28 protein-coding genes are annotated in these 25264 nt (G+C 70.3%); 16 read left to right on the plus strand and 12 right to left on the minus strand.

Annotation, left to right across the window (positions count from 1 at the left end; all coding sequences use genetic code 11):
- Positions 1 to 72: 72 nt before the first annotated feature.
- Positions 73 to 519: a GNAT family N-acetyltransferase gene (locus tag OG984_RS13115; RefSeq protein ID WP_328531993.1), complete on the minus strand. Its 447-nt coding sequence runs from the start codon at positions 517 to 519 to the stop codon at positions 73 to 75.
- Positions 520 to 558: 39 nt separating this feature from the next.
- Here OG984_RS13115 and OG984_RS13120 point away from each other — a divergent pair, with 39 nt between their 5' ends.
- The 4 genes from OG984_RS13120 (at position 559) to OG984_RS13135 (ending at position 4471) form a co-directional block, all read left to right on the plus strand.
- Positions 559 to 1329, plus strand: a complete 771-nt coding sequence (locus OG984_RS13120) for an enoyl-CoA hydratase/isomerase family protein (protein WP_328531994.1) — start codon at positions 559 to 561, stop codon at positions 1327 to 1329.
- A 42-nt stretch (positions 1330 to 1371) separates the two neighbouring features.
- The gene (locus tag OG984_RS13125) at positions 1372 to 1935 is read left to right on the plus strand and encodes a DinB family protein (RefSeq protein WP_328531995.1); all 564 of its coding nucleotides are present in this window, start codon (positions 1372 to 1374) and stop codon (positions 1933 to 1935) included.
- A 90-nt stretch (positions 1936 to 2025) separates the two neighbouring features.
- Complete coding sequence (locus tag OG984_RS13130; RefSeq protein WP_328531996.1) at positions 2026 to 4206, plus strand: carbon starvation CstA family protein; 2181 nt, start codon at positions 2026 to 2028, stop codon at positions 4204 to 4206.
- Positions 4207 to 4285: 79 nt separating this feature from the next.
- The gene (locus OG984_RS13135) at positions 4286 to 4471 is read left to right on the plus strand and encodes a YbdD/YjiX family protein (RefSeq protein WP_328531997.1); all 186 of its coding nucleotides are present in this window, start codon (positions 4286 to 4288) and stop codon (positions 4469 to 4471) included.
- Between the two features lie 5 nt (positions 4472 to 4476).
- On the opposite strand, the gene OG984_RS13140 is transcribed toward OG984_RS13135, so the two are convergent.
- Complete coding sequence (locus OG984_RS13140; RefSeq protein ID WP_328531998.1) at positions 4477 to 4767, minus strand: hypothetical protein; 291 nt, start codon at positions 4765 to 4767, stop codon at positions 4477 to 4479.
- A 68-nt stretch (positions 4768 to 4835) separates the two neighbouring features.
- Here OG984_RS13140 and dapD point away from each other — a divergent pair, with 68 nt between their 5' ends.
- The gene (gene dapD / locus OG984_RS13145) at positions 4836 to 5765 is read left to right on the plus strand and encodes a 2,3,4,5-tetrahydropyridine-2,6-dicarboxylate N-succinyltransferase (RefSeq protein ID WP_328531999.1); all 930 of its coding nucleotides are present in this window, start codon (positions 4836 to 4838) and stop codon (positions 5763 to 5765) included.
- 27 nt (positions 5766 to 5792) lie between these two features.
- Complete coding sequence (locus OG984_RS13150; protein WP_328532000.1) at positions 5793 to 6641, plus strand: hypothetical protein; 849 nt, start codon at positions 5793 to 5795, stop codon at positions 6639 to 6641.
- A 117-nt stretch (positions 6642 to 6758) separates the two neighbouring features.
- On the opposite strand, the gene OG984_RS13155 is transcribed toward OG984_RS13150, so the two are convergent.
- From OG984_RS13155 to fdxA, 3 genes are read right to left on the minus strand one after another with little or no spacing between them, the layout of a single operon-like run.
- Positions 6759 to 7790: a hypothetical protein gene (locus tag OG984_RS13155; protein ID WP_328532001.1), complete on the minus strand. Its 1032-nt coding sequence runs from the start codon at positions 7788 to 7790 to the stop codon at positions 6759 to 6761.
- A 46-nt stretch (positions 7791 to 7836) separates the two neighbouring features.
- Positions 7837 to 8934: a succinyldiaminopimelate transaminase gene (dapC, locus tag OG984_RS13160; protein ID WP_328532002.1), complete on the minus strand. Its 1098-nt coding sequence runs from the start codon at positions 8932 to 8934 to the stop codon at positions 7837 to 7839.
- On the minus strand, positions 8934 to 9257 hold the full coding sequence (fdxA, locus tag OG984_RS13165) for a ferredoxin (RefSeq protein ID WP_008358813.1): 324 nt from the start codon (positions 9255 to 9257) through the stop codon (positions 8934 to 8936). The genes dapC and fdxA overlap by 1 nt, the downstream gene beginning before the upstream one ends.
- A gap of 79 nt (positions 9258 to 9336) precedes the next feature.
- On the opposite strand from fdxA, the gene OG984_RS13170 reads away from it, so the two are divergent.
- Together OG984_RS13170 and OG984_RS13175 are read left to right on the plus strand one after the other, a co-directional pair.
- A complete protein-coding gene (locus tag OG984_RS13170) occupies positions 9337 to 10230 on the plus strand; it encodes a GNAT family N-acetyltransferase (RefSeq protein WP_328532003.1) in 894 nt (297 codons plus the stop codon).
- A gap of 90 nt (positions 10231 to 10320) precedes the next feature.
- The gene (locus OG984_RS13175; RefSeq protein WP_328532004.1) at positions 10321 to 11271 is read left to right on the plus strand and encodes an endonuclease/exonuclease/phosphatase family protein; all 951 of its coding nucleotides are present in this window, start codon (positions 10321 to 10323) and stop codon (positions 11269 to 11271) included.
- Here the strand turns inward: OG984_RS13175 and OG984_RS13180 are convergent.
- Positions 11263 to 11652 (minus strand): VOC family protein, encoded by a 390-nt coding sequence (locus tag OG984_RS13180; protein ID WP_328532005.1) that lies wholly within the window; start codon positions 11650 to 11652, stop codon positions 11263 to 11265. The two genes, OG984_RS13175 and OG984_RS13180, sit on opposite strands and share 9 nt — an antisense overlap.
- Between OG984_RS13180 and OG984_RS13185 the strand changes: the two genes are divergently transcribed.
- The gene (locus tag OG984_RS13185; RefSeq protein WP_328532006.1) at positions 11633 to 11992 is read left to right on the plus strand and encodes a type II toxin-antitoxin system VapC family toxin; all 360 of its coding nucleotides are present in this window, start codon (positions 11633 to 11635) and stop codon (positions 11990 to 11992) included. The genes OG984_RS13180 and OG984_RS13185 overlap by 20 nt on opposite strands.
- Before the next feature lie 9 nt (positions 11993 to 12001).
- On the opposite strand, the gene OG984_RS13190 is transcribed toward OG984_RS13185, so the two are convergent.
- Positions 12002 to 12829 (minus strand): esterase/lipase family protein, encoded by an 828-nt coding sequence (locus OG984_RS13190; protein WP_328532007.1) that lies wholly within the window; start codon positions 12827 to 12829, stop codon positions 12002 to 12004.
- A gap of 243 nt (positions 12830 to 13072) precedes the next feature.
- Between OG984_RS13190 and aspS the strand changes: the two genes are divergently transcribed.
- A complete protein-coding gene (aspS, locus tag OG984_RS13195; protein ID WP_328532008.1) occupies positions 13073 to 14374 on the plus strand; it encodes an aspartate--tRNA(Asn) ligase in 1302 nt (433 codons plus the stop codon).
- A 129-nt stretch (positions 14375 to 14503) separates the two neighbouring features.
- Here the strand turns inward: aspS and OG984_RS13200 are convergent, their stop codons facing one another.
- The 4 genes from OG984_RS13200 to OG984_RS13215 all read right to left on the minus strand — a co-directional run bounded on the left by OG984_RS13200 (position 14504) and on the right by OG984_RS13215 (position 18902).
- Positions 14504 to 16858 (minus strand): VanW family protein, encoded by a 2355-nt coding sequence (locus OG984_RS13200; RefSeq protein ID WP_328532009.1) that lies wholly within the window; start codon positions 16856 to 16858, stop codon positions 14504 to 14506.
- A gap of 62 nt (positions 16859 to 16920) precedes the next feature.
- Positions 16921 to 17265: a hypothetical protein gene (locus OG984_RS13205; RefSeq protein WP_328532010.1), complete on the minus strand. Its 345-nt coding sequence runs from the start codon at positions 17263 to 17265 to the stop codon at positions 16921 to 16923.
- Positions 17262 to 18173 (minus strand): N-acetyl-1-D-myo-inositol-2-amino-2-deoxy-alpha-D-glucopyranoside deacetylase, encoded by a 912-nt coding sequence (gene mshB, locus OG984_RS13210; RefSeq protein WP_328532011.1) that lies wholly within the window; start codon positions 18171 to 18173, stop codon positions 17262 to 17264. Before mshB ends, OG984_RS13205 begins: the two co-directional genes overlap by 4 nt.
- A 24-nt stretch (positions 18174 to 18197) precedes the next feature.
- On the minus strand, positions 18198 to 18902 hold the full coding sequence (locus OG984_RS13215) for a (deoxy)nucleoside triphosphate pyrophosphohydrolase (protein ID WP_328532012.1): 705 nt from the start codon (positions 18900 to 18902) through the stop codon (positions 18198 to 18200).
- 112 nt (positions 18903 to 19014) lie between these two features.
- Between OG984_RS13215 and OG984_RS13220 the strand changes: the two genes are divergently transcribed.
- Positions 19015 to 20703, plus strand: coding sequence for a D-alanyl-D-alanine carboxypeptidase family protein (locus OG984_RS13220; protein ID WP_328532013.1), 1689 nt, complete (start codon positions 19015 to 19017; stop codon positions 20701 to 20703).
- Positions 20704 to 20721: 18 nt separating this feature from the next.
- Here OG984_RS13220 and OG984_RS13225 read toward each other — a convergent pair whose 3' ends face one another.
- Complete coding sequence (locus tag OG984_RS13225) at positions 20722 to 21549, minus strand: thioesterase family protein (protein WP_328532014.1); 828 nt, start codon at positions 21547 to 21549, stop codon at positions 20722 to 20724.
- A 45-nt stretch (positions 21550 to 21594) separates the two neighbouring features.
- Here OG984_RS13225 and OG984_RS13230 point away from each other — a divergent pair, with 45 nt between their 5' ends.
- The 5 genes from OG984_RS13230 to pucL all read left to right on the plus strand — a co-directional run bounded on the left by OG984_RS13230 (position 21595) and on the right by pucL (position 25251).
- Complete coding sequence (locus OG984_RS13230) at positions 21595 to 21954, plus strand: YidH family protein (RefSeq protein ID WP_328532015.1); 360 nt, start codon at positions 21595 to 21597, stop codon at positions 21952 to 21954.
- Between the two features lie 23 nt (positions 21955 to 21977).
- A complete protein-coding gene (locus tag OG984_RS13235) occupies positions 21978 to 23498 on the plus strand; it encodes an AtzH-like domain-containing protein (RefSeq protein ID WP_328532016.1) in 1521 nt (506 codons plus the stop codon).
- 69 nt (positions 23499 to 23567) lie between these two features.
- A complete protein-coding gene (uraD, locus tag OG984_RS13240) occupies positions 23568 to 24065 on the plus strand; it encodes a 2-oxo-4-hydroxy-4-carboxy-5-ureidoimidazoline decarboxylase (protein ID WP_328532017.1) in 498 nt (165 codons plus the stop codon).
- Positions 24062 to 24376, plus strand: coding sequence for a hydroxyisourate hydrolase (gene uraH / locus OG984_RS13245; RefSeq protein ID WP_328532018.1), 315 nt, complete (start codon positions 24062 to 24064; stop codon positions 24374 to 24376). Before uraD ends, uraH begins: the two co-directional genes overlap by 4 nt.
- Positions 24376 to 25251: a factor-independent urate hydroxylase gene (gene pucL, locus OG984_RS13250; RefSeq protein WP_328532019.1), complete on the plus strand. Its 876-nt coding sequence runs from the start codon at positions 24376 to 24378 to the stop codon at positions 25249 to 25251. Before uraH ends, pucL begins: the two co-directional genes overlap by 1 nt.
- Positions 25252 to 25264 lie beyond the last annotated feature (13 nt).

Genomic DNA, 25264 nt, shown 5'->3' on the forward strand with positions numbered 1-25264 from the left:
CGCCGCTGATGACGGCTCGAACGCCTGTAAGGAAGAGAGTACGCCGCCTGCGGCCCGCCGCGCGAACCCGAATCAGGCGGCGCGCCACATCCGCACGTGCGGTCCGATCTCGGGGTCGTCCCACGGCTCACCGATCACCTGGAACCCGGCCCGTTCGTAGAACCTGGCCGCCGGCGTACGCGCGTTGCACCAGACCAGTCCGCCGCCCCGCGTCACGACATGGTCCAGTGCCGCCTGCAGCACCTGCGCACCAACACCCTTCCCACGCCACCCGTCGGCCGTCGCCATCCCCCGGATCCGCCATCCCTTCCCGGGATGTCCGGGCAGGTCAGGGCATGCTTCCGGGAACAGCCCGACACACCCGACCAGGCTCCCGTCCGCATCCAGCGCCGCGTACGTCGCGACCTCGGGATCATCGTCCCCCGCCAGCCTCGCCGCCTCCGGCGGCCCGCCGTTGCGCAGCACCTCCGCCCGCAACGGATATGTCTCCTCGACCGCCACCCTCCGCACCGTGATCACGCCGCGACCATAGCCGCGCACCTGGCAGGATGTGCGCGCATGAGCCTGATTCGCTACGAGTACGCCGACGGTTGCGCGCGCATCACGATGACAAACCCGGAACGGGGCAACGTGTTCGAGCCCGAGGCGGGGGCGCAGATGCTGGCGGCGATCCTGCGGGCCAAGGCGGACTCGGCTCGGGTGATCGTGCTCGCCGCGGAGGGGAAGTACTTCTCGGTCGGCGGCGACCTGGCCGGGTTCGCAGCGGCCGACGATCTCGGGCCGTTCATCCTCGAGCTGGCCGAGGGGGCCAACCGGATCATCACCGAGCTCGTACGCTGCGACGCGATCGTGGTCAGCGCGGTGCAGGGCACCGCCGCGGGTGTCGGCTTTCCCCTGGCAGCGGCGGCGGACATCGTCGTCGCCGGCGACCGGGCGAAGTTCAGCCTCGCCTACGCGAAGGTGGGGCTGTCGGTCGACGGCGGCGGCTCCCTGCTCGTGCACACCCTGGGGCTTCACCGGGTGCTCCGGCTGACCCTGCTGGGCGACATGCTCTCCGCGACCGAGGCGCTCGAGGCGGGGCTGGTCGCCCGAGTCGTACCTGCCGAGGAGCTCGACGCCACGGTCGACGAGGTGGTCGCGACCCTCCTCGCAGGCTCCCCGGAAGCGCTGGCCAGCACCAAGCACCTGATCCGCGACGTCGCCGACCCCAACCCCGAGTCGGCCCTGCGGCGTGAGGCGGAGTCGATCTCCGCGCTCGGCGGCTCGGCCTCCGGGCGCGAGGGCATCAACGCGTTCCTCGAGAAGCGGCCGCCCAGCTTCACGCGCTGAAATCATTGGCCGAAAGGCGCCGGTTCCGCGAGGGTAGAACCCATGAGCAGCGATCAGCGGCAGGTGGGGTTCCAAGGCATCTGGCTTCCCGAGAGCGAGGACCCACGCCTCCACAAGGAGCAGCCCGTCGGCGAGCTGGCGACCTATCGCGACTACCTGCGCCACTACCGGCTCACCCTCGAGCTCAAGTGCCAGGACCTCGGACCGGAGGACCTGGCCAAGCAGAGCGTGCCGCCGAGCGACCTGAGTCTGATCGGGCTGATCCGGCACATGGCGCGGGTCGAGCACGGCTGGTTCCAGCGGGTGCTCAAGGAGAACCTCGACATCCCCCGTCTCGACGCCGACGACCCCACCGGCGGCTTCCACAAGGTGGAGCCCACCGAGGAGTCGGTCACGGAGGCGTTCGCGAGCTGGCGCGAGCAGGTCGCCCTCGCCGACGAGTGGCTCGACTCGATCGACGACAGCGTGCTCGGCGACCTGCGCGACACGGGCCACGAGCAGGCCAGCATCCGCGACATCCTGGTCCACATGATCGAGGAGTACGCCCGCCACGCCGGCCACGCCGACCTGCTGCGCGAGACCATCGACGGGCGTACCGGGCAGTAGCCCCACCGGCCGTCGGACGACGGTTTCCTGAGACTAGGCTGAGACAGCGGTCACAAGCGACCGCTTACCCCGCTGAACCCGAGGGAGACCATGTCAACGTCGACCGCCAACCCCACCGGCTCGGGCCCACGGTCCGGGCCCAACGTGAAGTCAATCGTCATCTGGGCCGCCGTCGCTGTCGTCGGCGCCGTCTGCTGGGCCATGCTCGCCCTGTCCCGGGGTGAGGAGGTTTCGGCGCTGTGGATCCTGTTCGCCGCGCTGGCCTCCTACGCCATCGCCTACCGGTTCTACTCCAAGTTCATCGCCAAGAAGGTCCTGGAGGTCGACGACAGCCGGGCGACCCCGGCCGAGCGGCTCCAGAACGGCCGGGACTTCGACGTCACCGACCGACGGGTGCTCTTCGGGCACCACTTCGCCGCCATCGCCGGCGCCGGGCCGCTGGTCGGCCCGGTCCTGGCCGCGCAGATGGGCTACCTGCCCGGCACGATCTGGATCATCGTCGGCGTCATCTTCGCCGGTGCGGTGCAGGACATGGTCGTGCTGTTCCTCTCGATGCGCCGTGACGGCAAGTCGCTGGGCCAGATGGTCCGCGAGGAGATCGGCACCGTCGCCGGCATCGCCGCGCTGATCGCGGTCTTCGCGATCATGATCATCATCCTGGCCGTCCTGGCGCTCGTGGTCGTCAACGCGCTGGCCGAGTCGCCGTGGGGTGTGTTCTCGATCGGCCTCACCATCCCGATCGCGCTCTTCATGGGCTTCTACCTCCGCTACCTGCGGCCCGGCCGGGTCCTCGAGGTCACCGCCATCGGCGTCGTACTCCTGCTGATGGCGATCGCCGGCGGCACCTGGGTCGAGGAGATGGGGCTGGCCAACCTGCTGACCCTGGAGAAGGAGACGCTGGTCATCGCGCTGGCGATCTACGGTTTCGTCGCCTCGATCCTGCCGGTGTGGATGCTGCTCACCCCGCGTGACTACCTCTCGACCTTCATGAAGATCGGCGTCATCGTCCTGCTGGCCTTCGGCATGATCCTGGCCGCACCGGTGCTCGCCAACCCGGCGGTCTCCGAGTTCGCCACCAACGGCCAGGGGCCGGCCTTCACGGGCAAGCTGTTCCCGTTCGTCTTCATCACGATCGCCTGTGGTGCGCTCTCCGGATTCCACGCGCTGATCGCCTCCGGCACGACCCCGAAGATGGTCGCCAAGGAGTCCCAGGTCCGCATGATCGGCTACGGCGGCATGCTGATGGAGTCGTTCGTCGCGATCTCCGCTCTCATCGCCGCTTCAGTGATCGACCAGGGCATCTACTTCTCGATGAACGCCGCTGCCGGCGCCACCGGCGGCACCCCGGAGACGGCGGCCGCGTTCGTCAACGGGCTCGGGTTCACGATCACCCCGGCCGACCTCGAGGCCGCCGCGGCCAGCGTCGAGGAGACGATCATCTCCCGCACCGGCGGCGCGCCGACCCTGGCGTTCGGCATCTCGCTGATCTTCACCGACGCCTTCGGCGGCGGGCTGGCCGCGTTCTGGTACCACTTCGCGATCATGTTCGAGGCGCTCTTCATCCTGACCGCCGTCGACGCCGGCACCCGGGTCGGCCGCTTCATGCTCCAGGACACGATCGGCAACATCTGGCCGCGCTACGCCGACGTCTCCTGGCGTCCGGCCACCTGGTCGGCCTCGGCGCTGGTGGTGCTGGCCTGGGCGTACATGCTCTGGATCGGCGTGGGCGACCCGCTCGGCGGGATCAACCAGCTCTTCCCGCTCTTCGGCATCGCCAACCAGCTCCTCGCCGCGATCGCGCTGACGCTGGCCACCACGCTGCTGATCAAGCACGGGAAGCTGAAGTGGGCCTGGGTACCGGGCATCCCGCTGGTCTGGGACCTCATCGTCACGATGACCGCGTCGTGGCAGAAGATCTTCAGCGACGACCCGACGATCGGCTACTTCGCGCAAGCCTCGGCCGCGCGCGAGGCGAAGGCGTCCGGGGAGCTCTACGGCGTCGCCAAGACGCCGGCGGACGTCGACCAGATCATCTACAACTCGACTCAGTCCGGCATCCTGCAGGCCACCTTCGCGGCGCTCGTGATCGTGATCGTCGCGGGAGCTGCGGTCACCGTGGTCAAGACGCTGCGCGCCGGCGGCTCGCTGCCCACCACCGAGGTGCCGAAGGTCGAGTCGAAGATCGTCGCGCCCTCCGACTTCTTCGCCACCAAGGAGGAGAAGGAAGCCGTACGCGAGTGGGAGGCCTCCCAGAAGGCGTCGGTCTCGTGAGCGAGCGCAAGCGAGCGAACCGACAGCGTCACACGCGACCGCGCCCGTATCCTGGCGCTTGCGCTACGGGGGCGGTCTCGTGAGTGTCCTGACCGAGCGTGTCTCCGGCGCCTGGCGGCTGCTCCGCCAGGCGACCGGGGAGGCGAAGTGGGACGAGTACGTCGCCCGGTGCGAGCGTGAGGGCGTCGAGCCGATGACCCGACGCGCGTTCGAGCGTCACCGGGCCGACGAGAAGGAGCACAACCCGCAGGCTCGCTGCTGCTAGCGGACCTAGCGGGGGTTGTCGTCGGCGAAGGCGGCGTCGAGCCAGGCGTACACCTGCGAGTCACCTCGGGTGACGAGCAGGACCACCTGCTTCTCGGCGTCGCTGACCGGCTTGCCGTTGATCCAGCCGCGGACGATGTCGGAGGCGGCGCGGCGCACGACCTCCACGCCCTTGGCCATCGCCCACTCCGGCGCCGGGTGGCCCTTGCTGCTCGCCACACCAGGGATGTCCAGGGTCCAGGTGCCGTCCTCGGCCTGGATCAGCTGCGGCGTCGGCGGCGCGCTCTTCTTGCTCACGCGTCCATGTTCGCACGTCGAGACCGGCGATAAGGGGTCGCTCAGGCTCGGCCACTAGACTGCGCCCCGTGACGAATGCAGCTTGGGGCTTCGGCCTCGTGACGTACGCCTCCGACAACTCAGTGCTCGACGCGTGGTTCCCCGCGCCGCAGCTGGGTGAGAAGCCCGCCGACGCGACCGCGCCGGCCGAGCTCACCGCGCTCGAGGGCGCCGACGAGGTGCGTCAGGTCACCAAGCGCATCGCGCTCGTGGAGGTCAAGGACCTCGACACCGCGCCGGAGTCCACCGAGGACGTCTGGCTGCGTCTCCACCTTCTCTCCCACCGGCTCGTGCAGCCGCACGGGCAGAACCTCGACGGCATCTTCGGCCTGCTCACCAACGTGGTGTGGACCAGCGCCGGTCCGTGCGCCGTCGAGGGCTTCGAGCTCACCCGCGCCCGGCTGCGCGCCGCGGGCCAGCACGTGACCGTCTACGGCGTGGACAAGTTCCCGCGGATGGTCGACTACGTCGTCCCCAGCGGCATCCGGATCGGCGACGCCGACCGCGTCCGCCTCGGCGCCCACCTGGCCGCCGGCACCACCGTCATGCACGAGGGCTTCGTCAACTTCAACGCCGGCACGCTCGGCGCCTCGATGGTCGAGGGCCGGATCTCCGGCGGGGTCGTCGTCGGCGACGGCTCCGACGTCGGCGGCGGCGCCTCGATCATGGGCACGCTCTCCGGTGGCGGCAAGGCCGTCATCTCCATCGGCCAGCGCTGCCTGCTCGGTGCCAACTCCGGCATCGGCATCTCCCTCGGTGACGACGCCGTGGTCGAGGCCGGTTGCTACGTGACGTACGGAACGAAGGTCACGCTCCCTGACGGCACCGTCAAGAAGGCCGGCGAGCTCTCCGGCGCTTCCAACATCCTCTTCCGCCGCAACTCGGTCAGCGGCGCCATCGAGGCCGTTCCGTGGAAGGGCGAGGGCATCGAGCTCAACGCCGCCCTCCACGCCAACTGATCCGGCACCGAAGAGCAGAGTGCTGAGTTGAAGAAGTTTTTCACCACGTTGGTGGTGCTCAGCGTGATCGCAGGCGGCATCTACTGGGTGGTCCAGGCCGCGACGGACAGGCTGGACTCCATCCTGCCCGACCTGCAGCACTGCACGGCGGTCGCGGGCGAGTACGAGGCGCGCTTCGACCCCGAGCAGATGGGCAACGCGGCGGTGATCACGGCGCTCGGCCTCAAGCGTGGCCTGCCCGCGCGGGCGGCGACGATCGCGATCGCGACCGCGATCCAGGAGTCGAAGCTCTACAACATCAGCCACGGCGATCGCGACTCGCTCGGCCTCTTCCAGCAGCGCCCGTCGATGGGCTGGGGCACCGAGGAGCAGGTCCAGGACCCCGTCTACGCCACCAACAAGTTCTACGACGCGCTCGTGAAGATCGAGGGCTACGAGGACATGGTCGTCACCGAGGCGGCGCAGGAGGTGCAGCGCTCGGCCTACCCCGAGGCGTACGCCGACCACGAGGGTGAGGGCCGCGCGATCGCCTCCGCGATCAGCGGCTACTCCCCCGCCGCGCTGACCTGCCGGATCGACGAGCCCGAGGCCGGCGCCGGAAAGCCCCAGGCCACCAAGACCGAGATCAACCAGCTGCTCGGCGGCATGGTCGGCCGGGCTCGGGTGGAGGGCTCGACCGTGGTGATCCCGGTCGACGCCGGCGAGACCGGCGAGCGTGGCGGCTGGACGGCCGCCCACTACGTACTCGCCCGGGCCAGCGAGTTCGGCGCCACCTCAATTGCGTACGACGGACGCACCTGGTCCGCCGGCAAGGACGAGGAGTGGGCCGAGACCCCCGAGGTCACCAGCGACCAGATCGTCGTCACCCTCGCCTGACCCTCCCCGCCGAGTCGGTAGTTGTGGCGGGCGAGACATGAGTTGTGGGTGACGAAAGTCGACTTTCGTCACCCACAACTACGGTTTCGGCGCCCACAACCACCGACTCGGCTGGGGTCAGTCGGCGACGTCGACGTGGACGTGGTCGCGGTGCTCGAGGATGGCCTGGTCGCCGCCGCGGGGTGGGACCTCGTAGTCACGCCAGCCGGCGGCGGAGCGCCACTTGGTCCAGATGCGGTCGTCGTAGATGACGGTCTCGATGTCGAGGCGGTCGGCGTTGGCGACGAGGTACTGGGCCAGGGACCAGCCCTTGATGTTGTTGCGCGCGTTGATCGGCCGGAAGAAGTAGTCGACCGCGCGGCCCTCGTAGTGGGCCGAGCCGGCCATGTGGCCGGTGGTCACTCCGCCGGGCTGGAAGCCGCCTTCGGGAAGGCGCCCGTAGGCCTGGCGTACGTCATCGCGCAGCGCCTCCGCACGCGAGGTGAGCCCGGCGCCGCTGAGCCGGTCCGAGACCTCGTCGGCACCGCCCTTGACGACGCAGGAGAACGCCTCGGGGGTGTTGCCGGTCAGCGCCGAGGCCAGGGCGCGTGCCTCCGGCTCGGCGTCGCGGTAGCTGTCGCGCGAGCCGTCGCTGATCTGCTGGGCGACGCCCGGCACGGACTGCTGGCGGTAGTCGGCGACGCCGGAGAGCCGGTCGTAGAGGGCGGCCGCCTTGGCCGGGTCCCGGTCGAGCGAGTGGTCGGCGAGCTCGGCGGCCAGGACGACCGAGGCTGCACGGGCGGGGAGCCCGCGGCGTACGGCCTCGGCGGCGATCGCTGAGGCGCGTTCGGCCTGGTCGGAGGAGAGGTCGTAGGTCTCGCCCTCGGAGGTGACGGTGCAGGCCTCACGAGAGAGGACCGGGATGCCGCTGACTCCGACGCCGAGAAGGCGCAGGCCGGCGAAGACCAGGGCGACGGCGATCACGATGCCGAGCACGATGAGGTGCTTGCGCACCGGACGCAGCTGCTTGCGGGCCTCCCGTGCCGACTTCCGCAGCGCCTCGCGCGCCGGCTCCGGGAGCCTCGGTCCGGAAGCGCCCGGAGCAGGAGGCCGCGGCCCCGCGGGCGGGATGGTCGGCGGGCCCGTCGGGGTCCCCGGCTGTGCGCTCACGCCACCAATCTTCACCTACGGGGCAAACCCCGCCCGGCGCGAGCTCTCACTCGGCCAGGCGGGCGACGGCCGCGTCGACGCGCTCGTCGGTGGCGGTGAAGGCGATGCGTACGTGCTGGCTGCCGGCACGACCGTAGAAGGTGCCGGGAGCGGCGAGGATGCCGCGCTCGGCCAGCCATTCGACGGTGTCCCAGCAGTCCTCGTCACGGGTCGACCACAGGTAGAGCGAGGCCTCGGAGTGGTCGATGCGGAAGCCGGCCGTCTCCAGCGCCGCCTTGAGCTTGGCGCGCCGGGCGGCGTAGCGGGCGTGCTGCTCCTTGGCGTGCTGGTCGTCGGCGAGCGCGGTCACCATGGCGACCTGCTGCGGACCGGGCATCATCAGGCCGAGGTTCTTACGGACCTCGAGGAGCTCGGCGAGAATCGAGGCGTCACCGGCGACGAAGGCCTCCCGGTAGCCCGCGAGATTGGAGCGCTTCGAGAGCGAGTGGACGGCAAGCAGACCGTCGAACGAACCACCGCACACGTCCGGGTGCAGCACGGAGACCGGCGAGGCCTCCCAGGCGCACTCGATGTAGCACTCGTCGGAGATCAGCAGCGTGCCGCGCTCGCGGGCCCACTCGACCGTCTTGCGCAGGTGCTCGACCGGGAGCACCCGGCCGCTCGGGTTGGACGGCGAGTTGATCCACAGGATGCGCGGCGCCTTCGGGCCCAGCGCGACCAGCGAGTCGGTGGCGACGGTGTCGGCGCCGACCAGGGCCGCGGAGACCTCGTAGGTCGGGTAGGCCAGCTCCGGGTAGGCGACCAGGTCACCCTGGCCGACCCCCAGGTGCAGCGGCAGCGAGCCGATCAGCTCCTTGGAGCCGATCACGGGGAGCACGTTCTCGAGCCCGAGACCCGAGACCCCGTGGTTGCGCGCGAGCCAGTCGATCGCGGCCTGACGCACCGCGGGCGTGCCGATCGTGGTCGGGTAGCCCGGTGAGTCGGCCGCCTCGGCGAGGGCCTTCTGGATCACCGCGGGCGTCGGGTCGACCGGCGTGCCGATCGAGAGGTCGACCAGCCCACCGGCATGCGCCGACGCCTTCTCCTTGAAGGGAACGAGCTTGTCCCAGGGGAAATCAGGCAGACGCTGTGAGACCGGGATCATCAGTCCTGGTTCTGCGGGGGCAGAGCGGCGACGAACGGGTGGTCCTTGTCGATCTCACCCATGCGGGCGGCACCGCCCGGCGAGCCGAGGTCGTCGAAGAACTTGACGTTGGCGTCGTAGTACTCCTTCCACTCCTCCGGGGTGTCGTCCTCGTAGAAGATCGCCTCGGGCGGGCACACCGGCTCGCAGGCGCCGCAGTCGACACACTCGTCGGGGTGGATGTAGAGCATCCGCTTGCCCTCGTAGATGCAGTCCACCGGACACTCGTCGACGCAAGCCTTGTCCTTCACGTCAACACAGGGCTGGGCGATGACGTACGTCATTCGGGGCTCCTCCAAGCGGGGTATCACGAAAGTCAGAGGGGCGCGACTGGCCCTTCAGGGGACAGCCTAGTATCCCCACGTGCCTGCTCATCTCCTGGGACCACATGTCGTCGGCAAGCGGATCGTCATCCGCCGCCTCGTCCCGGGCGAGACCGGCCCCACCGGCGGCCCCGCCTTCACCGACATCCTCGGAGTCTGTACGTCCTGGGCCGACGGCACCGCCGTCATCGAGCGCGAGTCCGGGGAGCAGGTGAGCGTGCCGGTCGCCGAGATCGTCTCCGGCAAACCGGTGCCGCCGCGGCCCAACGTACGACTGCGGATCGGGGTACGCGAGGCCGAACTGCTCAGCGCCGCGATCTTCCCCGGCACCACCTCCGAGCCGCTGGGCGAGTGGGTGCTCTTCGACCACGAGGTCTCGGTCCGACGACGGCCCAACTCGGCGCTGGCGATCGGCGACCCCGGCATCGAGCTGGAGGCGGCGATCGACAGGATCGAGAGCTACTACCGGAGTCGCCACAAGCGACCGCGCGCCAAGATCGAGGTCGGCTCCACGGCCGAGGAGGCTCTGGTCGCGCGCGGCTGGGTCGAGGACGTGACCGTGGAGTTCCAGCTGGCCGGCCTCGCCGCCACCCGCCGCATCCTGCCGCCCCCCGTCGAGGACGCCCGCGTCGAGACCGTGGCCGGGACCGACGGCGCGCAGGTGCTGATCACCCTCGGCGAGACCGCCCGGATCATGGGCACGATGGAGCGTGACTGGCTGGCGATCCACGACCTCGAGGTCGCCGAGTCGCACCGCCGCCAGGGACTGGCCACCAAGGCCCTCGCCACCCTGCTCGAGTGGGGTGCCGAGCGCGGCGCCCGGGCCGCCTGGCTGCACGTGGAGACCACCAACGACCCCGGCCTCGCGCTCTACGAGTCCCTCGGCTTCACCGAGCACCACCGCTGCCGCTACTACGCCTCGCCCACGCCGTAGCGAAGCCGTCCGGGCCCGCTCACCCGGAGTTCCGCGAGTGCTCATCTGCACCTGTTGAGGTGGTGGGAACCCCCCACCGAAGGAGCAACGATGGAATCGGGCATCAGCATCACCAGGCGAGGAATCCTCTCATCCGCGGGCGCACTGGGCGTGGCCGCAGCGGCCGGTACGACGTTGGGCGGCGCCCTGCCCGCAGCCGGCGTCACTGCGTACGAAAGGCCTTCGGGTGACGCCTTGATCGGCAAGGCCAAGGCTCCAGACCTGCACGTGATGAGCTTCAACATCCGCTACGACCGCGAAGGCACGCAGCCGGGGCAGCCCGACTACTGGCCCGAGCGCAAACCCCTGGTCACCGAGCTCGTCGAACTCGAGAAGTCGACGATCCTGGGCGTCCAGGAGGCCGAGTTCGGCCAGCTTGGTGCGCTCGAGGCCGGGCTCGGGCCGAAGTACCGGATGCTCGGCTTCGGCCGTGACGGCGGCGCCGGCGGGGAGTACTCCTCGGTCTTCTACGACGCCTCCCGGCTCGAGGCCCTGTGGTGGGACCAGTTCTGGCTCTCCGACACCCCCGATCTGATCGGCTCGGCGACCTGGGGCAACTCGGTGACCCGGATCGTGACCTGGGTACGGTTCCGCGACCTGGCGACGGGCACGGAGTTCCTGCACGTCAACTCGCACTTCGACCATCAGTCCGAGAACGCCCGCGTCCGGAGTGCGGAGGTCGTCCGCTCGCTCATCGCCGGCACCGGCCTGCCGGCTGTCTTCACCGCCGACTGCAACGCCGCGGCCGAGGCCTCGGCGTCCTACACGACGCTGGTGACCGACGGTGGCCTCGTCGACACCTGGCTCGCAGGCACCCAGCTGACCCCGCGTGTCGGCACCTTCCCCAACTACGGCACGCCCTCCCCGACCGGCAACCGGATCGACTGGATCCTGACGACGCCTGGGATCACCGTGAAGGAGTCCGCGATCAACACCTGGACCAAGGACGGTCGCTGGCCCAGCGACCACACTCCCGTCCAGGCGCTCGTACGCCTACCCTGACAGCAGGTCCCAGAGGTTTCCGAAGGGATCCCTGAAGACCTGGAGCGTCCCGTAGGGCTCCTCGCGGACGGGCCCGACGAGCTCGATCCCGGCGGCGACCAGCCGCTCGTACGCAGCACCGAAGTCATCCACCCGCAGGAAGAACGTCACCCGGCCGCCGGTCTGGTCGCCGACCCTCGCGGCCTGCTCCGGGCCGTCGGCCCGGGCGAGCAGGAAACCGGTGCCGCCGCCGGGCGGACGTACGACCACCCAGCGCTTCGGGCGGCCGTCGTTCGTGGTCGACGGGGCGTCCTCGGCGACCTCGAACCCGAGTACGTCGCGGAAGAACACCACCGCCTCGTCGTAGTCGGGAACGACGAACGTGACCAGGTCCAGATGCATCCTGTCCTCCTCAGCGGGGCCATGGGGTGACCAACCTGACATCGACACCGAGGTGTTCGTCTCGGCAGCGAGCCTCTGGGAGATCTCCAGCAAGACCCGGCTCAGCAAGCTTCCCGGCGGAGGCACCCTGGCAGCCACCTTCGAGGACCGTACCCGACTTCACGTCCTGGAGCGGCTGCCGATGGATTTCAACCACTCACGCCTCGCCGGAGAGCTCGACTGGGATCACCGCGACCCTTTCGACCGCATGCTCGCCGCTCAGAGCATGCTCGAGAACCTTCCCCTCGTGACCGAGGACAGCAGGTTGCAGGCGTACGAGTCCATCCACACCATCTGGTGACCGCAGCGGTCAGCAGGTCTTCAGCGCCGGGGAGGCAGGGCCTTCGCGGGTCAGTGCGTCGAGGGTGAGCGCAATGGCGGAGACGCTCATCGGGATGAGCAGGTGCTCGGAGAGGTCGGCGGCGCAGGCGTCCTGGATGCGTACGTTGGTGGTGTTCGGACCATCGGCCAGGAAGCCGGAGGTGTAGGGCACGACGACCTCGTCGGTGGCGGTGACGATCTGGGTGTAGGAGACGTCGCCCGGGGTCTCGTCGCCGGCGTTCAGGTCAGCGAGGAACGGAGACCCGGCGGTCTGCTGGGCGCACGAGACGCAGAGTCCGGTGGCGCCGGTCGCGCCGCCGTCCATGAGGATCGAGGTGCCGTGGTTGGACGGCGCGAGACCGATGAGGTCCTCGACGTAGGCGACACCACCGAGGTTCTTGATGTAGTAGCGCGGCATCATGCCGCCCTGCGAGTGACCGACCAGGGAGACCTTGTCGGCGTCGGTGGCCGCGCGTACGCGCTCGATGAACTCACCCAGGTACGCAGCCGAGTCCCGGATGTCGCCGGTGGCGCGGTTGCCGTAGTCGAGCGAGTAGACGCAGAACCCGGCCCGCTTCATGGACAGCGAGATCGGGTCCAGCAGCGAGCGGCGGTCGCCGAAGGTGCCGTGCACCAGGATCACCGGCGTCGGCCGCTGCGCCGAGGGTGCGCAGGCCCAGTCGTTGGACCCGGCGGGGTCGCCGTAGGGCGATCCCGGCAACGGGATCGCGGTCCGACCGGATCCCGCGGCAGAGGCGGAGACCGGGGCGAGAACGAGTGCGGCGGCGGCGAGGAGACTCAGCAGAAACGGACGCATGAACCACTCAACGAACCGATGTGATCGGCGTCACGACCCGAAACCCGTTGGCGAGCGGCCAGGCGTGACATCTACGCTCGTCAGCGGCACCGCCGAGGAGTGACGACCCTCTGCCCACGTGGCACGGCGGCGCCCGCGCGTCCGGCGTATCGACGAGAGGCTGATGACGCATCAGCGAAGGTGTGGTGGCACCGCGACCTAGCCCCCGCCCACACCTCCAGGGCCTCGCCACCTGGAGGAATGATGAAACCGATAGACCGTACGCTCGCCGCCCACCTCGCCACGGCCGCACCCGGCACCACCGTCCGGCTGTGTGGTCACGTGCACCGTCGTCGCGAGCTCGCCGCCGTGACGTTCCTGGTGCTGCGTGACCGCAGCGGCCTGGCGCAGGTGGTCATCAGACCGGCCGACGGGCAGCAGGCACCACCCGAGGAGACGCCGGTCGAGGTGATCGGAATCGCCACCCTCGACCCACAGGCTCCCGGAGGTGTCGAGGTCACCTCACCGGCCGTCACGACGCTCTCCGAACCGGCTCTCACCCCGCCGGTCGAGCTGTGGCGCCCCGAGCTCGCGGCCGCGCTGCCGACGCTGCTCGACCATGCACCGGTGGCATGGCGCCACCCCGCGGTCCGTGCACGATGGGAGCTGGCCGCAGCGTCCCTGCGCGGCTTCCGCGAGACCCTCGACGCCGCCGGGTTCACCGAGGTCCACTCCCCCAAGATCGTCGACTCGGTGACCGAGTCGGGCGCCAACGTCTTCGAGATCGACTACTTCGGGCGGCCGGCCTACCTCGCCCAGTCGCCGCAGTTCTACAAGCAGCAGCTGGTCGGAGTCTTCGAACGGGTCTACGAGGTCGGGCCGGTCTTCCGCGCCGAGCCGCACGACACGGTGCGACACCTCGCCGAGTACGTCAGCCTCGACGTCGAGCTCGGCTTCATCCGCGACCACCGGGATGTGCTCGCCGTTCTCCGGGATGTGGTCGCCGGGATGCGGAGGGAAATCGAGACGTACGCGGCCGGGGCGGTCGAGCGGCTCGACCTGAAGCTGCCCGTCGTGCCCGAGGAGATACCGGTCATCCACTTCGCCGACGCGCTGAAGCTGGTCGGGGCGCCCGGGGACGAGCCCGACCTCGCCCCCGAGCACGAGCGTGCGCTCGGGGCATGGGCTCAGGAGGCGTACGGCTCCGACTTCTTGGCCGTCGAGGGCTACCCGATGCGGAAGCGGCCGTTCTACACCCATCCGTGGTCTCGACAGGCTCGACCAACAGGGGACGGGAGCAACAGCTTCGACCTGCTCTTCCGTGGCCTGGAACTGGTGACCGGTGGCCAGCGACTGCACCGGCTCACCGACTACGAAGCCGCGATCCGGGGGCGCGGCGAGGAGCCGACGGCGTACGCCTCGTATCTGCAGGCCTTCGCGCACGGGATGCCACCCCACGGTGGCTTCGCGCTGGGCCTGGAGCGGTGGGTCGCACGCCTCGTCGAAGCCGCCAACATCCGCGAGGTCACCCTGTTCCCCAGGGACCTGCACCGCCTGACCCCATAGTCGTCGGTCGAGGGCCACTTCGTTCAGACCCTCGCGCCAGCGAGCGTGTCGAGACCAACACAGTCAGCGACCGTGTTGGTCTCGACACGCCTCCGCCTAGCGGCTCCGGCGGCTCCACCAGCGGGTGTGTCAGTTGGGGTCGGCCGGGGGCGGCGGCTTCTCCGACTCGTCGGTGCACTCGACCTCGTCCTGCGGGATGTAGGTGGTCTTGAAGGTCTGGGTGTCGACCTTCGCACCGGATGCGGCGTTGTAGAAGTCGCGCCAGACGTTGATCGAGAAGCCCGGGGCGCCGACGGTGTTCTCGCAGTTGCCGTCGGTGATCTTCTGCTTGCCGGGCGACTTGAAGTCGTAGCGCTCACCGGTGCGGGCCTTGATGTCCCAGATCTTGGTGGACCACATCTCGACGGTCACCGAGCCCTGGCTGCTGCCGCTCGCGGGGTTGACCCAGGAGCGGATGAGCACGCCGTACTTGGTGTTGTTCTTGAACTTCAGGTCGAGCGTCGGCCAGGCGACGGTCGCCTCGCGGCCGATCGGGTAGCGGTCGATGTAGAGCGAGTGCGCCTTGTGCTCGACGTCCTGGAGGCCGGCGAAGAACATCGCGTTGAACGTGGTCGTCGCCATCTGCGAGACGCCGCCGCCGTAGTCCTCGCGGAAGACGCCGTTCTGGATCATCCAGCCCTTGGTGAACCCGTTCGCGGCGGTGCGCTCGCCGACGATGCCGTTCATCGAGAAGGTGTCCCCCGGCGCGAGCACGGTGCCGTTGACCAGCTCGGCGGCGCGGCCGATGTTGACGTTGCGGTATTCGGCGTAGGGGAAGTTGGTGGTGAAGGTCGAGACCTTCTCCTTGATGCCCCAGGACTTGGCCTCCTCGGTGGTGACCTTCGGCTTGGCGACCTTCGACTTCACCTCGACGGTGCGCTCCCCAGCGGGCGCCGTGACGACGTCGAGGAAGACCGCCTCCAGGTCCTTCTGGTTGAAGGTGACGCCCGGCTTGGCGGGGATGACCTTCGGGGCGCCGTTGACCATCTCGACGGTCGCGTCGACCGGCTTCGCGGCGTCGTCGGCGAGGGCCTTCTTGAGCACCTTCTTGAGCTTGCTCGGCGCGACCGCCGCCTGCAGCTCGCCGTCCTTCGGGTCGAACCGGATCGCGTCGCCGAACTCCTTCGGAGCCAGCTCCACCGGGGTCTTCTCGAACTTCAGCGTGATCGGCCCGGAGACCGCCGGGGTGGCGACCTTCTCGACCGCCTCCTGGACGTCGGCCTCGTCGACGTCCGGGGTGAGCTCCTCGAGAGCTACGTCGGCCTTGCGGTCACCCTCGACCAGCAGCTGGCCGGCGAGCGCGGTGCGGAGCGCGTCGTCGCCGACGCCCTCGCCGGCCACCGGCTGGGTGGTCTTGATCTTGCCCTTCTTGATGACGACGTCGCCGTCCTTGAAGGGGGTGCCGGCGCGCTTGTTCACCTTCGCGGCGACCTTGGCGATCAGCTTGTCGTCGGACTTGATGACGGGCTCGATCTCGCCGCCGCCGGTGAAGTGCTTCCACAGCTTCACCGGGCTCCAGCTGTGTCCGGCGTTGGCCTTCTCGATCGTCGCCTCGGCGTCGAAGCTCAGGCCCGCCTCGGCCGGGTTGACCTCGGTGGTGCTCTCGCCCGCGGTCACCATGATCGGCTGGCTGTGGGCCGCGGCGAACTTCTCGTTGAGCAGCGGCGTCGCGTCAGCTGCCGTCATGCCACCGATGTCCACACCGGCGACCGTGGTGCCCTCGGAGATCTTGTCCCCGGCCACGGCGTACGCAGCGGCCCAGCCGGCGAAGGCCAGGATGGCGAAGCCGCCCGCGACCGCGACGGCGACCTTGGCACCGGTGCCGAGGTGCTTGCCCTCGGCCGGGATCGGCTGGGCGTAGTCGGGCTGCTCGAAGGCGGGCTGCTCGAAGGCGGGCTGCTCGAACGCGGGCTCGAAGTGGTCGGCGGGGGCCGGCTCGTTCACGACGAACGGCCCGACGCCCATGACGGTCGCCTCGAGCGGCTCGTCGTCATAGTCGGGGACGTCGCGGTCCTGCCTGTCGAACGCGACCTCGGTGGCCGCATCGTCAGCCAGGTCGGGAGCGGCGTCGGCGGCGTCCGGTTCGGGGGCGAACTTCCGGTTCTTCGAGACGAACAGGAAGTTGTCCTCCTTCGGCAGCTCCGCTCGCTTCGGCAGCTCCGAGCGCAGCATCGTGCTCCGCAGCAGGGTCTCCTCGGCGACGTCGTCGTCGAAGTCCATCCCGGGGGCGACGATCCTGGTCGCGCCGTCGGGCTCGTCATCGGGCACGTTGGCCACCGGCTTGGCACCGGTGGACTCGGCAACCCGGGCGTCGATCTCGATCTGCGGGATCATGATCGTCTCGATGGCAGCATCGTCCGCGCCAGTCTGGCTGGCGGTGGACCCGGCCGCGTCAGTTCGCTTCGCGGGCTCGGGGGCCTTGAAGGCCTCGGGCTCATGGGACATGCGGGAGAGCCTAGGACCTATACCCCCCTAGGCCGAACCCGTAGCCCATCTTGGGACGTTCGTCACTTTCCGGGATGGGCCCGTTCGGCCTGTGAGGCGGCCGTCGAGACGGTCGCGGTCGCCACCACGATCATCAGTACGGCCCAGAGGATCATCAGGTATCCCGCGAGGTCGCCCGCGACGGCGTACCCGCCCGCCGGCCTCGGGGTAGCGGCCAGGGCGACGACGATCGCCCAGGCCGCTGCGTACGCGATCCGCCAGGCGCCGCGCGGGAGAGCCAGCAGGGCGGCCGAGGACGCCGCCACCGCGAGCAGCAGGCCCCACCACCACGGATGGACGGCGACCGCCGCCACCCCGATGACGACACCGAGGAGCAGTCCGGCCAGCCCGCCGCCGAGCAGTCTCACAACCCGGCGAAGAGGTCGGTCAGGCTGTCCCCTTCGACCCGCCCCTTGGCGATCCGGAAGTGCTCGTGGGACCAGGCGGTCGTGCCGAGGCTGTTGGTCATCGCGAACATGCCCTGCTCCATGTCCATCTGGGTGGGGTAGGCGCGCATCGCGGCGACCTTCTGGTCGGCGTAGGCGGTGCCGTCGATCGCGGCGGCGATGTCGACGTCGGGGGTGGCCATCGGCAGCGGGCCCTCGGGATCCATCCCGCCGAGGGCTTCCGCGTCCCCCGATGCCCGGGCCGCCCGCAGACCCTCCCGCAGCCAGCTCTCCGCGAGCGCGGTCCAGAAGATCCGGTCGATCTCGTGGGCCTCGCCGAGCTCCTTCTTGTAGGTCGGGACGGCGGCGAGATGGGCGGCGTACGTCGCGACCCGGTGGGCCTGGATGTGGTCGGGGTGGCCGTAGTTGCCGAACTCGTCGTAGGTGACCAGCACCTGCGGACGCACCTCGCGGATGATCGTGACGAGGTGGTCGGCGGCCTCGGTGAGGTCGGCGTACCAGAAGGCGTTCTCGCGGGCGTCGGGATCGGGCAGCGCGTGGGTGCGGTCCTCGCTCCAGGTCATCCCCGAGTCGCGGTAGTTGCCGAAGCCACCCAGCCAGCGGTGGTCGACCTCGCCGCCGTCGGGCGCCCTGAGGGCCGCCATCGCGTTCTCGATCTCACCGCGGCGGTGCTCGCCCAGGGCGTCGTCCCGGTCGGCGGCGAGGTGTGCCAGGTCGGGCACCAGGATCTCGCCCATCTCACCGGCGGTGCAGGTCACCAGGGTGACGCGAGCACCCTCGGCGAGATACTTCGCCATCGTCGCCCCCGTCGCGATCGTCTCGTCGTCGGGGTGGGCGTGGACGAGCAGCAGGCTCTTCTCAGAAGTCACGCATCCGATCCTAGGTCGGGCCGCTCAAAGCCCCAGGTCGGGCCGCTTGATCCGCTTCGGGTTGTCAGGGAGCTCGACGGGTTCGGGGGCGATCGAGTCGTCCGGCGCCTCCTCGGGGATGTCGAGCCAGCCGTCGTACTCGTCGACCAGCAGCTCCAGGACCATCTCCGGGGCATCGGTCTCCACCGACCACGGGTGGTCCTCGTCGTCGTCCTCGCCCTGGTAGCGCTCGCGGCCGACCCGGGCCGTCCAGCCCTCGCGCTCGAGGGTCGCCGCGGCGGTCCGGGCGTCCTCCTCCTCGAAGAAGATGCCGCGCAGGGTGGATTCCTCGGGCACTCCGAGCACGTGGCGGAGCGCATCGAGGAACGGGCGGTCGGGCTCCAGCCAGTCGACCGAGTCGAGGTCCTCGGCCGCCAGCCAGAGGACCTGGTCGTGCTCACGCGGTCGCGGCTCCCCCGCGACCACCCGGGCCGTGGCGGCGATCAACCGGTGGCTCTCGCCGATGGGCGCTTCGCCCTGCATCCAGTCGAGCACCTCGATCAGACAGCCGAGCTCCTCGCCGATCTCCCGGACGAGGGCCGCCTCGGGGGTCTCCCCCTCCTCGATCTTCCCGCCGGGGAGCTCCCAGCGTCCGGCGGCCGTGGGCGGAGACGTACGCCTCGCGGCCAGCACCTGCTTGCCGTCGGCGCTGAGGATCGCCGCGGCCACTACGGTCTTGGGGCTGTTCACGTGTGAGATTGTTCCCTAGACACCCGGAAAGTGGGTTCTCTTGGGTACGCTGCAACGCCGTGCCCCGCCGTCGTCCGCTCATCGCCTGCCTGCCCCCGTCCGGGGCCCCGTCATGAGCGATCAGCAGTGGCCGCCGCGCCGGCCCGGCGAGCCTCGCCCGCCCTCCCCGGGACAGCAGCCCTACCCGGGTCCGCGGCAGCCCCAACGGCCACAGACACAGCCCGGACGACAGCAGCAGCCGCATCCCGGTCAGCACCAGCAGCCGCACCAGCAGCCGCATCCCGGTCAGCAGCGGCCTCATCCGGGGCAGCACCAGCCTCGTCCGGGGCAGCCCTACCCGGGCGAGCAGCGTTTTCCGGGGCAGCGGCCCTACCCGGAGCAGGAGCGGCGCTTCCCGCCGGCCCAGCAGAGGCCCTATCCGCCGGAGCAGCAGCCCTACGGCCAGCAGCCGTACCCGGAACAGCACTATCCAGAGAACCCCTACCCCGAGCAGCCCTATCCCGAGCAGCCCTATCCCGAGCAGCCCTATCCCGAGCAGCCCTATCCCGAGCAGCCCTATCCCGAGCAGCCCTACGCGGGCCAGCAGCCGCCGGGCTACCCCCGCGGCTTCGGACCCGGCCGGTTCGGGCCCGAACCGCCGAAGAAGCGCCGCTGGCCGAAGGTGCTCGTCGGGTTGCTGGTGCTCGCGCTGGTCGGGGTCGGCGGCTACGGGGCGTACGACTTCTACGAGCAACTGCAGAAGTGGGAGCAGACCACGACCGACGACCTCGCCGGCGTCGGCAGCGACCTTTCGGTGGCGGTGGCGTCGCTGCGCAGCGTCGGCTGGGAGGTGACCGCGGACGACATCGGCACCTGGCTCGAGCAGCCGGGCGCCTACGGCGAGGGCCTGAGGCTGCGTACGCTGCAGGCCGACCCTGCCGGCAACACGTTCACGGTCGCGGGCTACCGGACCTGGCAGGACACCTACGCCAAGCGCGACCACACCACCGTCGTGTGCGCGACCATCACCCTGGCGGCCGGCACCCAGAAGCCGCTCAGCGAGTCGGTCACGACCTGCCCCGACGACGTCCCGAAGTCGGCACCGGGATCCCCCCAGACCGACACCGAGGCGGGCGGCGTCACCGGCCATCTCGCCGACCTGGCCGTGAAGGCTCACGAGCAGCGCGCCTCGGGTGCCACCGAGGGCAAGCTGCTCGAGGTCGCGGCGCCGACGAGGCCGGTGGGCGACGTACGCACCGACTCGACCGGGCTCGTCTGCGCGCCGGGCACGAAGGATCTCGGTGAGGGCGAGGGCTACGACGCGGGCAAGCTGATCCCGGTGCGGCTGTGCGCGGTGGAGGGGCTGCCCAACACCGGCACCGAGAGCACCAAGGGCGACGCCTACTACATCGACGGCGCCGACGGCTTGACCGTGGTCAACGCGCGCATCTCCGGCGCCGCGGCGGCGCTGGTCAAGAAGGCCGCGAAGCAGGGCGTCGACCTCGTGGCGAGCAGCTCGTTCCGGACGATGAAGAAGCAGAAGGCGCTGTGCCAGGAGGACGCCACCGGCGGCTGTCCGGCCGGCGACTACACGCTGACCGCACAGCCCGGCTACTCCTCCCACCAGCTCGGCATCGCCATCGACTTCGAGCAGCCGAGCGTGACCGGCGGCAAGACCTGCGCGACGCGGGCCTCCGAGCCGTCCAGCGCGGTGTGGAGGTTCCTCAACAAGACGGCGCTGAGCGTCGGGCTGAAGCAGTACTCCGCCGAGGCGTGGCACTGGGACGCGTACGGCGGCAAGGACCGCTGCGCCCCGATGTGACCGCCCCGCGCTGAGACCTCAGGCGCGCGGCAGCCGGGCCAGCTGACGCGCCTGCGCGACCAGCCTGCCCGCCGAGTCCCAGATCTCGCAGTCCTCCTCGAACATGCCGCCGGAGAGGTTGCGCGAGAAGTGGGTGACCTTGAGCCAGCCCGGAGCAGGCTTGTGCCGGATGTGGCAGGTGAGCTCCAGGGTCGGTGCCCAGCCCGGCAGCTCGAGCCCGAAGGTCACCGGCGGGAGCGCATCGAGCACCTGCAGCAGCGAGAGCGGGTCGGGCTCGCGGTCGTGGTGCCGGAACCAGCCCGTGAAGACGGCCTCGCCGGTCGGCGCCGCACCGCCCCAGACGAACTGCTCCTTCGGCACGCAGAGCTCGTAGCGGTCCAGCATCGGCACGAACTCCTTGACCTCCTCGGGCGCCGTGGTCGAGGAGAGGCACTCCTCCAACGGCGGCAGCTCCGGCTCGGTCGCGGTGACCCGCTCGAAGCCGCTGCTCTTGGCGTGGAGACCGTCGAGGTCCGCGTACGTCGCCGTGGTGGTGATCCGCAGGTCCTCGCCCTGCCACAGCTCGGCGGTCGCGATGGCCAGCGAGCCCTTGTCGCGCTTGGTCTCGATCCGGACCTCGGCCGGTCCCGGGGTGCTCGCGCTGGCGTAGAACGCGCTCAGCACGATCGGGTCCGGATGGCTCGGCAGGTGCGCCCGCAGCGCGTTGGCGATGACCGCGAGCAGGTAGCCGCCGTTGACCCCGCCGCCGACCACCCACCCGGGGGCGAGCTCGGCTGCGTACGTCGTGTCGTCGGTCCTGCGGACCGCGATGTCGCGATCGAACTCGGCCTGTTCCCTATTACCCATGGGTAATAATCTAGATCGGTACCCGATGTGGTGGACGATGGGGGCATGACCGACCCCCGACACCCGCACTGGGTCTACGACCACGGCTCCGAGCCGGATCCCCGGTTCACGCTGGCCAACGAGCGTACGTTCCTGGCGTGGGCCCGCACCGTGCTCGGCCTGCTGGCCGGTGCGGTCGCTCTGCAATCGTTCCAGGTGCCCACCACGGAGGGCGTACGCGTCGGGGTGATCGCCGTGCTGGTCCTCACCGCGATCCTGTGCACGGTCTTCGCGATGGTCCGTTGGGCACGGGTCGAGCGCGCGATGCGGGAGCGACGACCGCTGCCGGCGTTCTCCGCGGGGTTCATCCTCGCCGGGGCCCTGCTGGTGATCGGAGTGTTGCTGGGGTTCTCCCTGGTGCTCTGACCGGATCAGGGCAGACTTCACCTATGACTGAGCTCAAGCCTGTCCCGCACGGGCTGCTGCAGGCCTTCCGAGCGTACGAGAGCGCGCTGATGTCCGACGACGTCGCCGCTCTGGACGCACTCTTCGCCGACTCCCCCACGACGCTGCACGCCGACGCCGCCGGACTCCTCGTCGGCCACGAGCAGATCGCGGCCTTCCGCGGGTCGCGTGGCGGCGCACCGAAGCGGCGCATCGTGCAGACCCACGTGCAGGTGATCGACGAGGACCACGCGCTGATCGTCGCGGTGACCGAGCTGGACCGCGGCGGACGCGGGCTGCAGACGCAGCTGTGGGCACGGGATCCGGTGCGGATCGAGTACGGCGGCTGGCAGGTCACCGCCGCCCACGTTTCCGTGCCCGCGCCCGCCTTCGACAGCCGGATCTGGCGCATCGTCGGCGACCCGCTGGTCTCCTCGCACACCGCCGACGGCGCGCTCTCGGGCGAGACCGTGGCGGTCAAGGACCTCTTCGCGGTCGCCGGCTTCGCGGTCGGCGCCGGAAGCCCGGCGTGGCTGGAGCAGGCGCCCGTCGCCTCGTCCCATGCCGCCGCGGTGGCCTCGCTGCTGGACGCGGGGGCATCGATCCGCGGGATCGCGCGCACCGAGGAGTTCGCCTACTCGCTCTCCGGGCTCAACGCCCACTACGGAGCGCCGCCGAACCCGAAGGCGCCCGACCGGATCCCCGGCGGCTCCTCGTCCGGATCGGCCACCGCGGTCGCGCTAGGCCAGGCCTCGATCGGACTCGGGACCGACACCGGCGGCTCGATCCGGGTGCCGGCCGCCTACCAGGGCCTCTACGGCATCCGTACGTCCCACGGGGCCGTCTCACGCGAGGGCGTGATCCCGCTCGCCAAGGCCTTCGACAGCGTCGGGTGGATGACGCGATCGGCGTTCCTGCTGCAGGCGGTGGGCGACGTACTGCTGCCCGAGGCTCCGCCGTCGACGCCGACCTCAGTGGACGAGATCCACCTGGTGCCGTCGCTGGTCGCGCTCGCCGCGGAGGACGTCGCCACCGCGGTGAGCGAGGCCCTGCCCGAGGCCAAGCCGCTGGCCTGGGAGCCCGCCAGGCTGGACGAGTGGCGCCAGGCGTTCGTCATCGGGCAGGCCTACCAGGCCTGGCAGGCGCACGGCGCCTGGCTCGAGACCAGGCTGGACACGCTGGGCGAAGCGGTGCGCGGGCGCTTCGAGATGGCCCGGACGGTGACCCGGAAGCAGGCCGACGAGGCGCGCGCCGTCCTCTCCCAGGCCCGCGCCGAGATCCTCGACGTCGTCGGCGACCGGGTCCTCGCCTACCCCAGCGCCTCGACGGTTGCACCGACCGCGGCCGATGCCGCCGGCGTCCGCGACGACACCCTGCGGCTCACCTGCATCGCCGGTATCGCCGGTCTCCCCGCCGTCTCGATCCCGGTGCGCACCCCGACGAACCTGCCCGCCGGTCTCTGCCTGGTCGCGGCCCCCTGCCGCGACCGCGACCTTCTCGCGCTGGCCCAGCGGCTGGCCGAGTAGCCGCCCGGGCGTTACACGGAGGCAACCTGCGTTTCGGGCGCCGAAACGCTTGTTTCATAGGCTGTCCTGGTGACGACGCTCGCCGACTTCCATGCCCTGCCCGCTGACGAGGCGGAGAGGTTGGTCGCGCCGTGTGTCGCGATCCCCTCGTGGGCAACCGGACTGACCGCGGGACGTCCGTACGCGGACGTCCGCGACCTGCTCGCGACCGCGGAACGGCTGGCCGCGGCCTGGACCGACGAGGAGGTCGAAGGGGCGCTGGCCGACCACCCCCGGATCGGTGAGCGGCACGCCGGCGACGGCGAGAGCGCGGCGTTCTCCGCTCGCGAGCAGGCCGGGGTCGACCCGGCCGACGTCGAGGTGCAGGCCCGGCTGAGAGCGGGCAACGCGGCCTACGAGGAGCGGTTCGGACGGATCTACCTGGTCCGGGCCGCGGGTCGGAGCGCCGAGGAGATGCTCGCGCTGCTCGAGGAGCGGCTGGAGAACGACGCGGCTACCGAAATCGCGGTGACCAGGGCTCAGCTCGCCGAGATCGCGTTGCTCCGGCTGCGAGGCTTGATCGCATGACCACCGTCTCCACGCACGTCCTCGACGCCGCTCTCGGCCGGCCCGCCGCCGGGCTCGCCGTGATCCTCATCCTCCCCGACGACAGCGCGCGCACCGCGACCACCGACGCCGACGGCCGGGTCCGGTTCGAGGGCGAGGTGCCACCCGGGCCGCACACGCTGACGTTCACGACCGGACCCTGGTTCGCCGAGCAGGACCGCGAGACCTTCTTCCCCGAGGTGAGCATCGCGTTCACCGTCACCGCCGGCGAGCACCACCACGTCGCCCTCCTGCTCAGCCCGTTCTCCTACACGACCTATCGAGGAAGCTGATGTCGATCACTCTTGGCCCCAACCAGCACGGCAAGGCGGAGGTACGTCTGGTCAAGGTCGACCGGGAGGGCCCGCGGCACACCATCCACGACCTGAACGTGTCCACCCAGCTCCGGGGCGACTTCGCGACCGCCTTCACCGAGGGCGACAACGTGCACGTGCACGCCACCGACACCCAGAAGAACGTGGTCTACGCGAAGGCCAAGGAGGTCGGCATCACCTCGCCCGAGGCGTTCCTGCTCGACCTCACCGCCCACTGGGCCGCGCAGCCGTGGGTCACCGGGTCGGTGATGAAGGCGGAGTCCTATGCCTGGGACCGCATCCCGGCGAACGATTTCTCGTTCGCCCGGCGCGGGCAGGAGACCCGTACGGCGGTGGTCAACCGCTTCGAGGGACGGACGTTCGTCCTGTCCGGCCTGAGCGACCTGGTGGTGCTCAAGTCGACCGGGTCGGAGTTCCACGGCTTCCCGCGCGACCGCTACACCACCCTGGCCGAGACCACCGACCGCATCCTGGCGACCGAGGTCACCGCGTGGTGGCGCTGGGAGACCCACCCGGAGGACTGGAACGCTGCCTACGAGCGGATCCGCACGATCATGCTCGACACCTTCGCCGAGGTGCACTCCCTCGCGCTGCAGCAGACCATCTACGAGATGGGCAGGGCGGTGATGGAGGCCTTCGAGGGGATCGCGGAGTTCAAGATCTCCTGCCCCAACAAGCACCACTTCCTCGTCGACCTCTCCCCCTTCGACCTGGAGAACCCGAACGAGGTGTTCTTCGCCGCCGACCGTCCCTACGGGCTCATCGAGGCGACGCTGCAGCGCGACGGGTCGACCGAGCCGGACGCCTGGGCCTCCGTCCCCGGCTTCGCGTGAGCTGGTCATGAGC

Source organism: Nocardioides sp. NBC_00368, from assembly GCF_036090055.1.
Taxonomy (GTDB): Bacteria; Actinomycetota; Actinomycetes; order Propionibacteriales; family Nocardioidaceae; genus Nocardioides.

What these genes read in the sequence shown, in the direction of transcription:
- aspS (WP_328532008.1), top strand. Translation starts at nt 13,073, where the DNA reads ATGAAACCGATAGACCGTACGCTCGCCGCCCACCTCGCCACGGCCGCA.
- OG984_RS13190 (WP_328532007.1), bottom strand. Translation starts at nt 12,829, where the DNA reads ATGCGTCCGTTTCTGCTGAGTCTCCTCGCCGCCGCCGCACTCGTTCTC.
- OG984_RS13220 (WP_328532013.1), top strand. Translation starts at nt 19,015, where the DNA reads ATGAGCGATCAGCAGTGGCCGCCGCGCCGGCCCGGCGAGCCTCGCCCG.
- OG984_RS13200 (WP_328532009.1), bottom strand. Translation starts at nt 16,858, where the DNA reads ATGTCCCATGAGCCCGAGGCCTTCAAGGCCCCCGAGCCCGCGAAGCGA.
- uraH (WP_328532018.1), top strand. Translation starts at nt 24,062, where the DNA reads ATGACCACCGTCTCCACGCACGTCCTCGACGCCGCTCTCGGCCGGCCC.
- OG984_RS13180 (WP_328532005.1), bottom strand. Translation starts at nt 11,652, where the DNA reads ATGCATCTGGACCTGGTCACGTTCGTCGTTCCCGACTACGACGAGGCG.
- OG984_RS13125 (WP_328531995.1), top strand. Translation starts at nt 1,372, where the DNA reads ATGAGCAGCGATCAGCGGCAGGTGGGGTTCCAAGGCATCTGGCTTCCC.
- OG984_RS13230 (WP_328532015.1), top strand. Translation starts at nt 21,595, where the DNA reads ATGACCGACCCCCGACACCCGCACTGGGTCTACGACCACGGCTCCGAG.
- OG984_RS13235 (WP_328532016.1), top strand. Translation starts at nt 21,978, where the DNA reads ATGACTGAGCTCAAGCCTGTCCCGCACGGGCTGCTGCAGGCCTTCCGA.
- dapC (WP_328532002.1), bottom strand. Translation starts at nt 8,934, where the DNA reads ATGATCCCGGTCTCACAGCGTCTGCCTGATTTCCCCTGGGACAAGCTC.
- pucL (WP_328532019.1), top strand. Translation starts at nt 24,376, where the DNA reads ATGTCGATCACTCTTGGCCCCAACCAGCACGGCAAGGCGGAGGTACGT.
- fdxA (WP_008358813.1), bottom strand. Translation starts at nt 9,257, where the DNA reads ATGACGTACGTCATCGCCCAGCCCTGTGTTGACGTGAAGGACAAGGCT.
- OG984_RS13225 (WP_328532014.1), bottom strand. Translation starts at nt 21,549, where the DNA reads ATGGGTAATAGGGAACAGGCCGAGTTCGATCGCGACATCGCGGTCCGC.
- OG984_RS13120 (WP_328531994.1), top strand. Translation starts at nt 559, where the DNA reads ATGAGCCTGATTCGCTACGAGTACGCCGACGGTTGCGCGCGCATCACG.
- OG984_RS13175 (WP_328532004.1), top strand. Translation starts at nt 10,321, where the DNA reads ATGGAATCGGGCATCAGCATCACCAGGCGAGGAATCCTCTCATCCGCG.
- OG984_RS13130 (WP_328531996.1), top strand. Translation starts at nt 2,026, where the DNA reads ATGTCAACGTCGACCGCCAACCCCACCGGCTCGGGCCCACGGTCCGGG.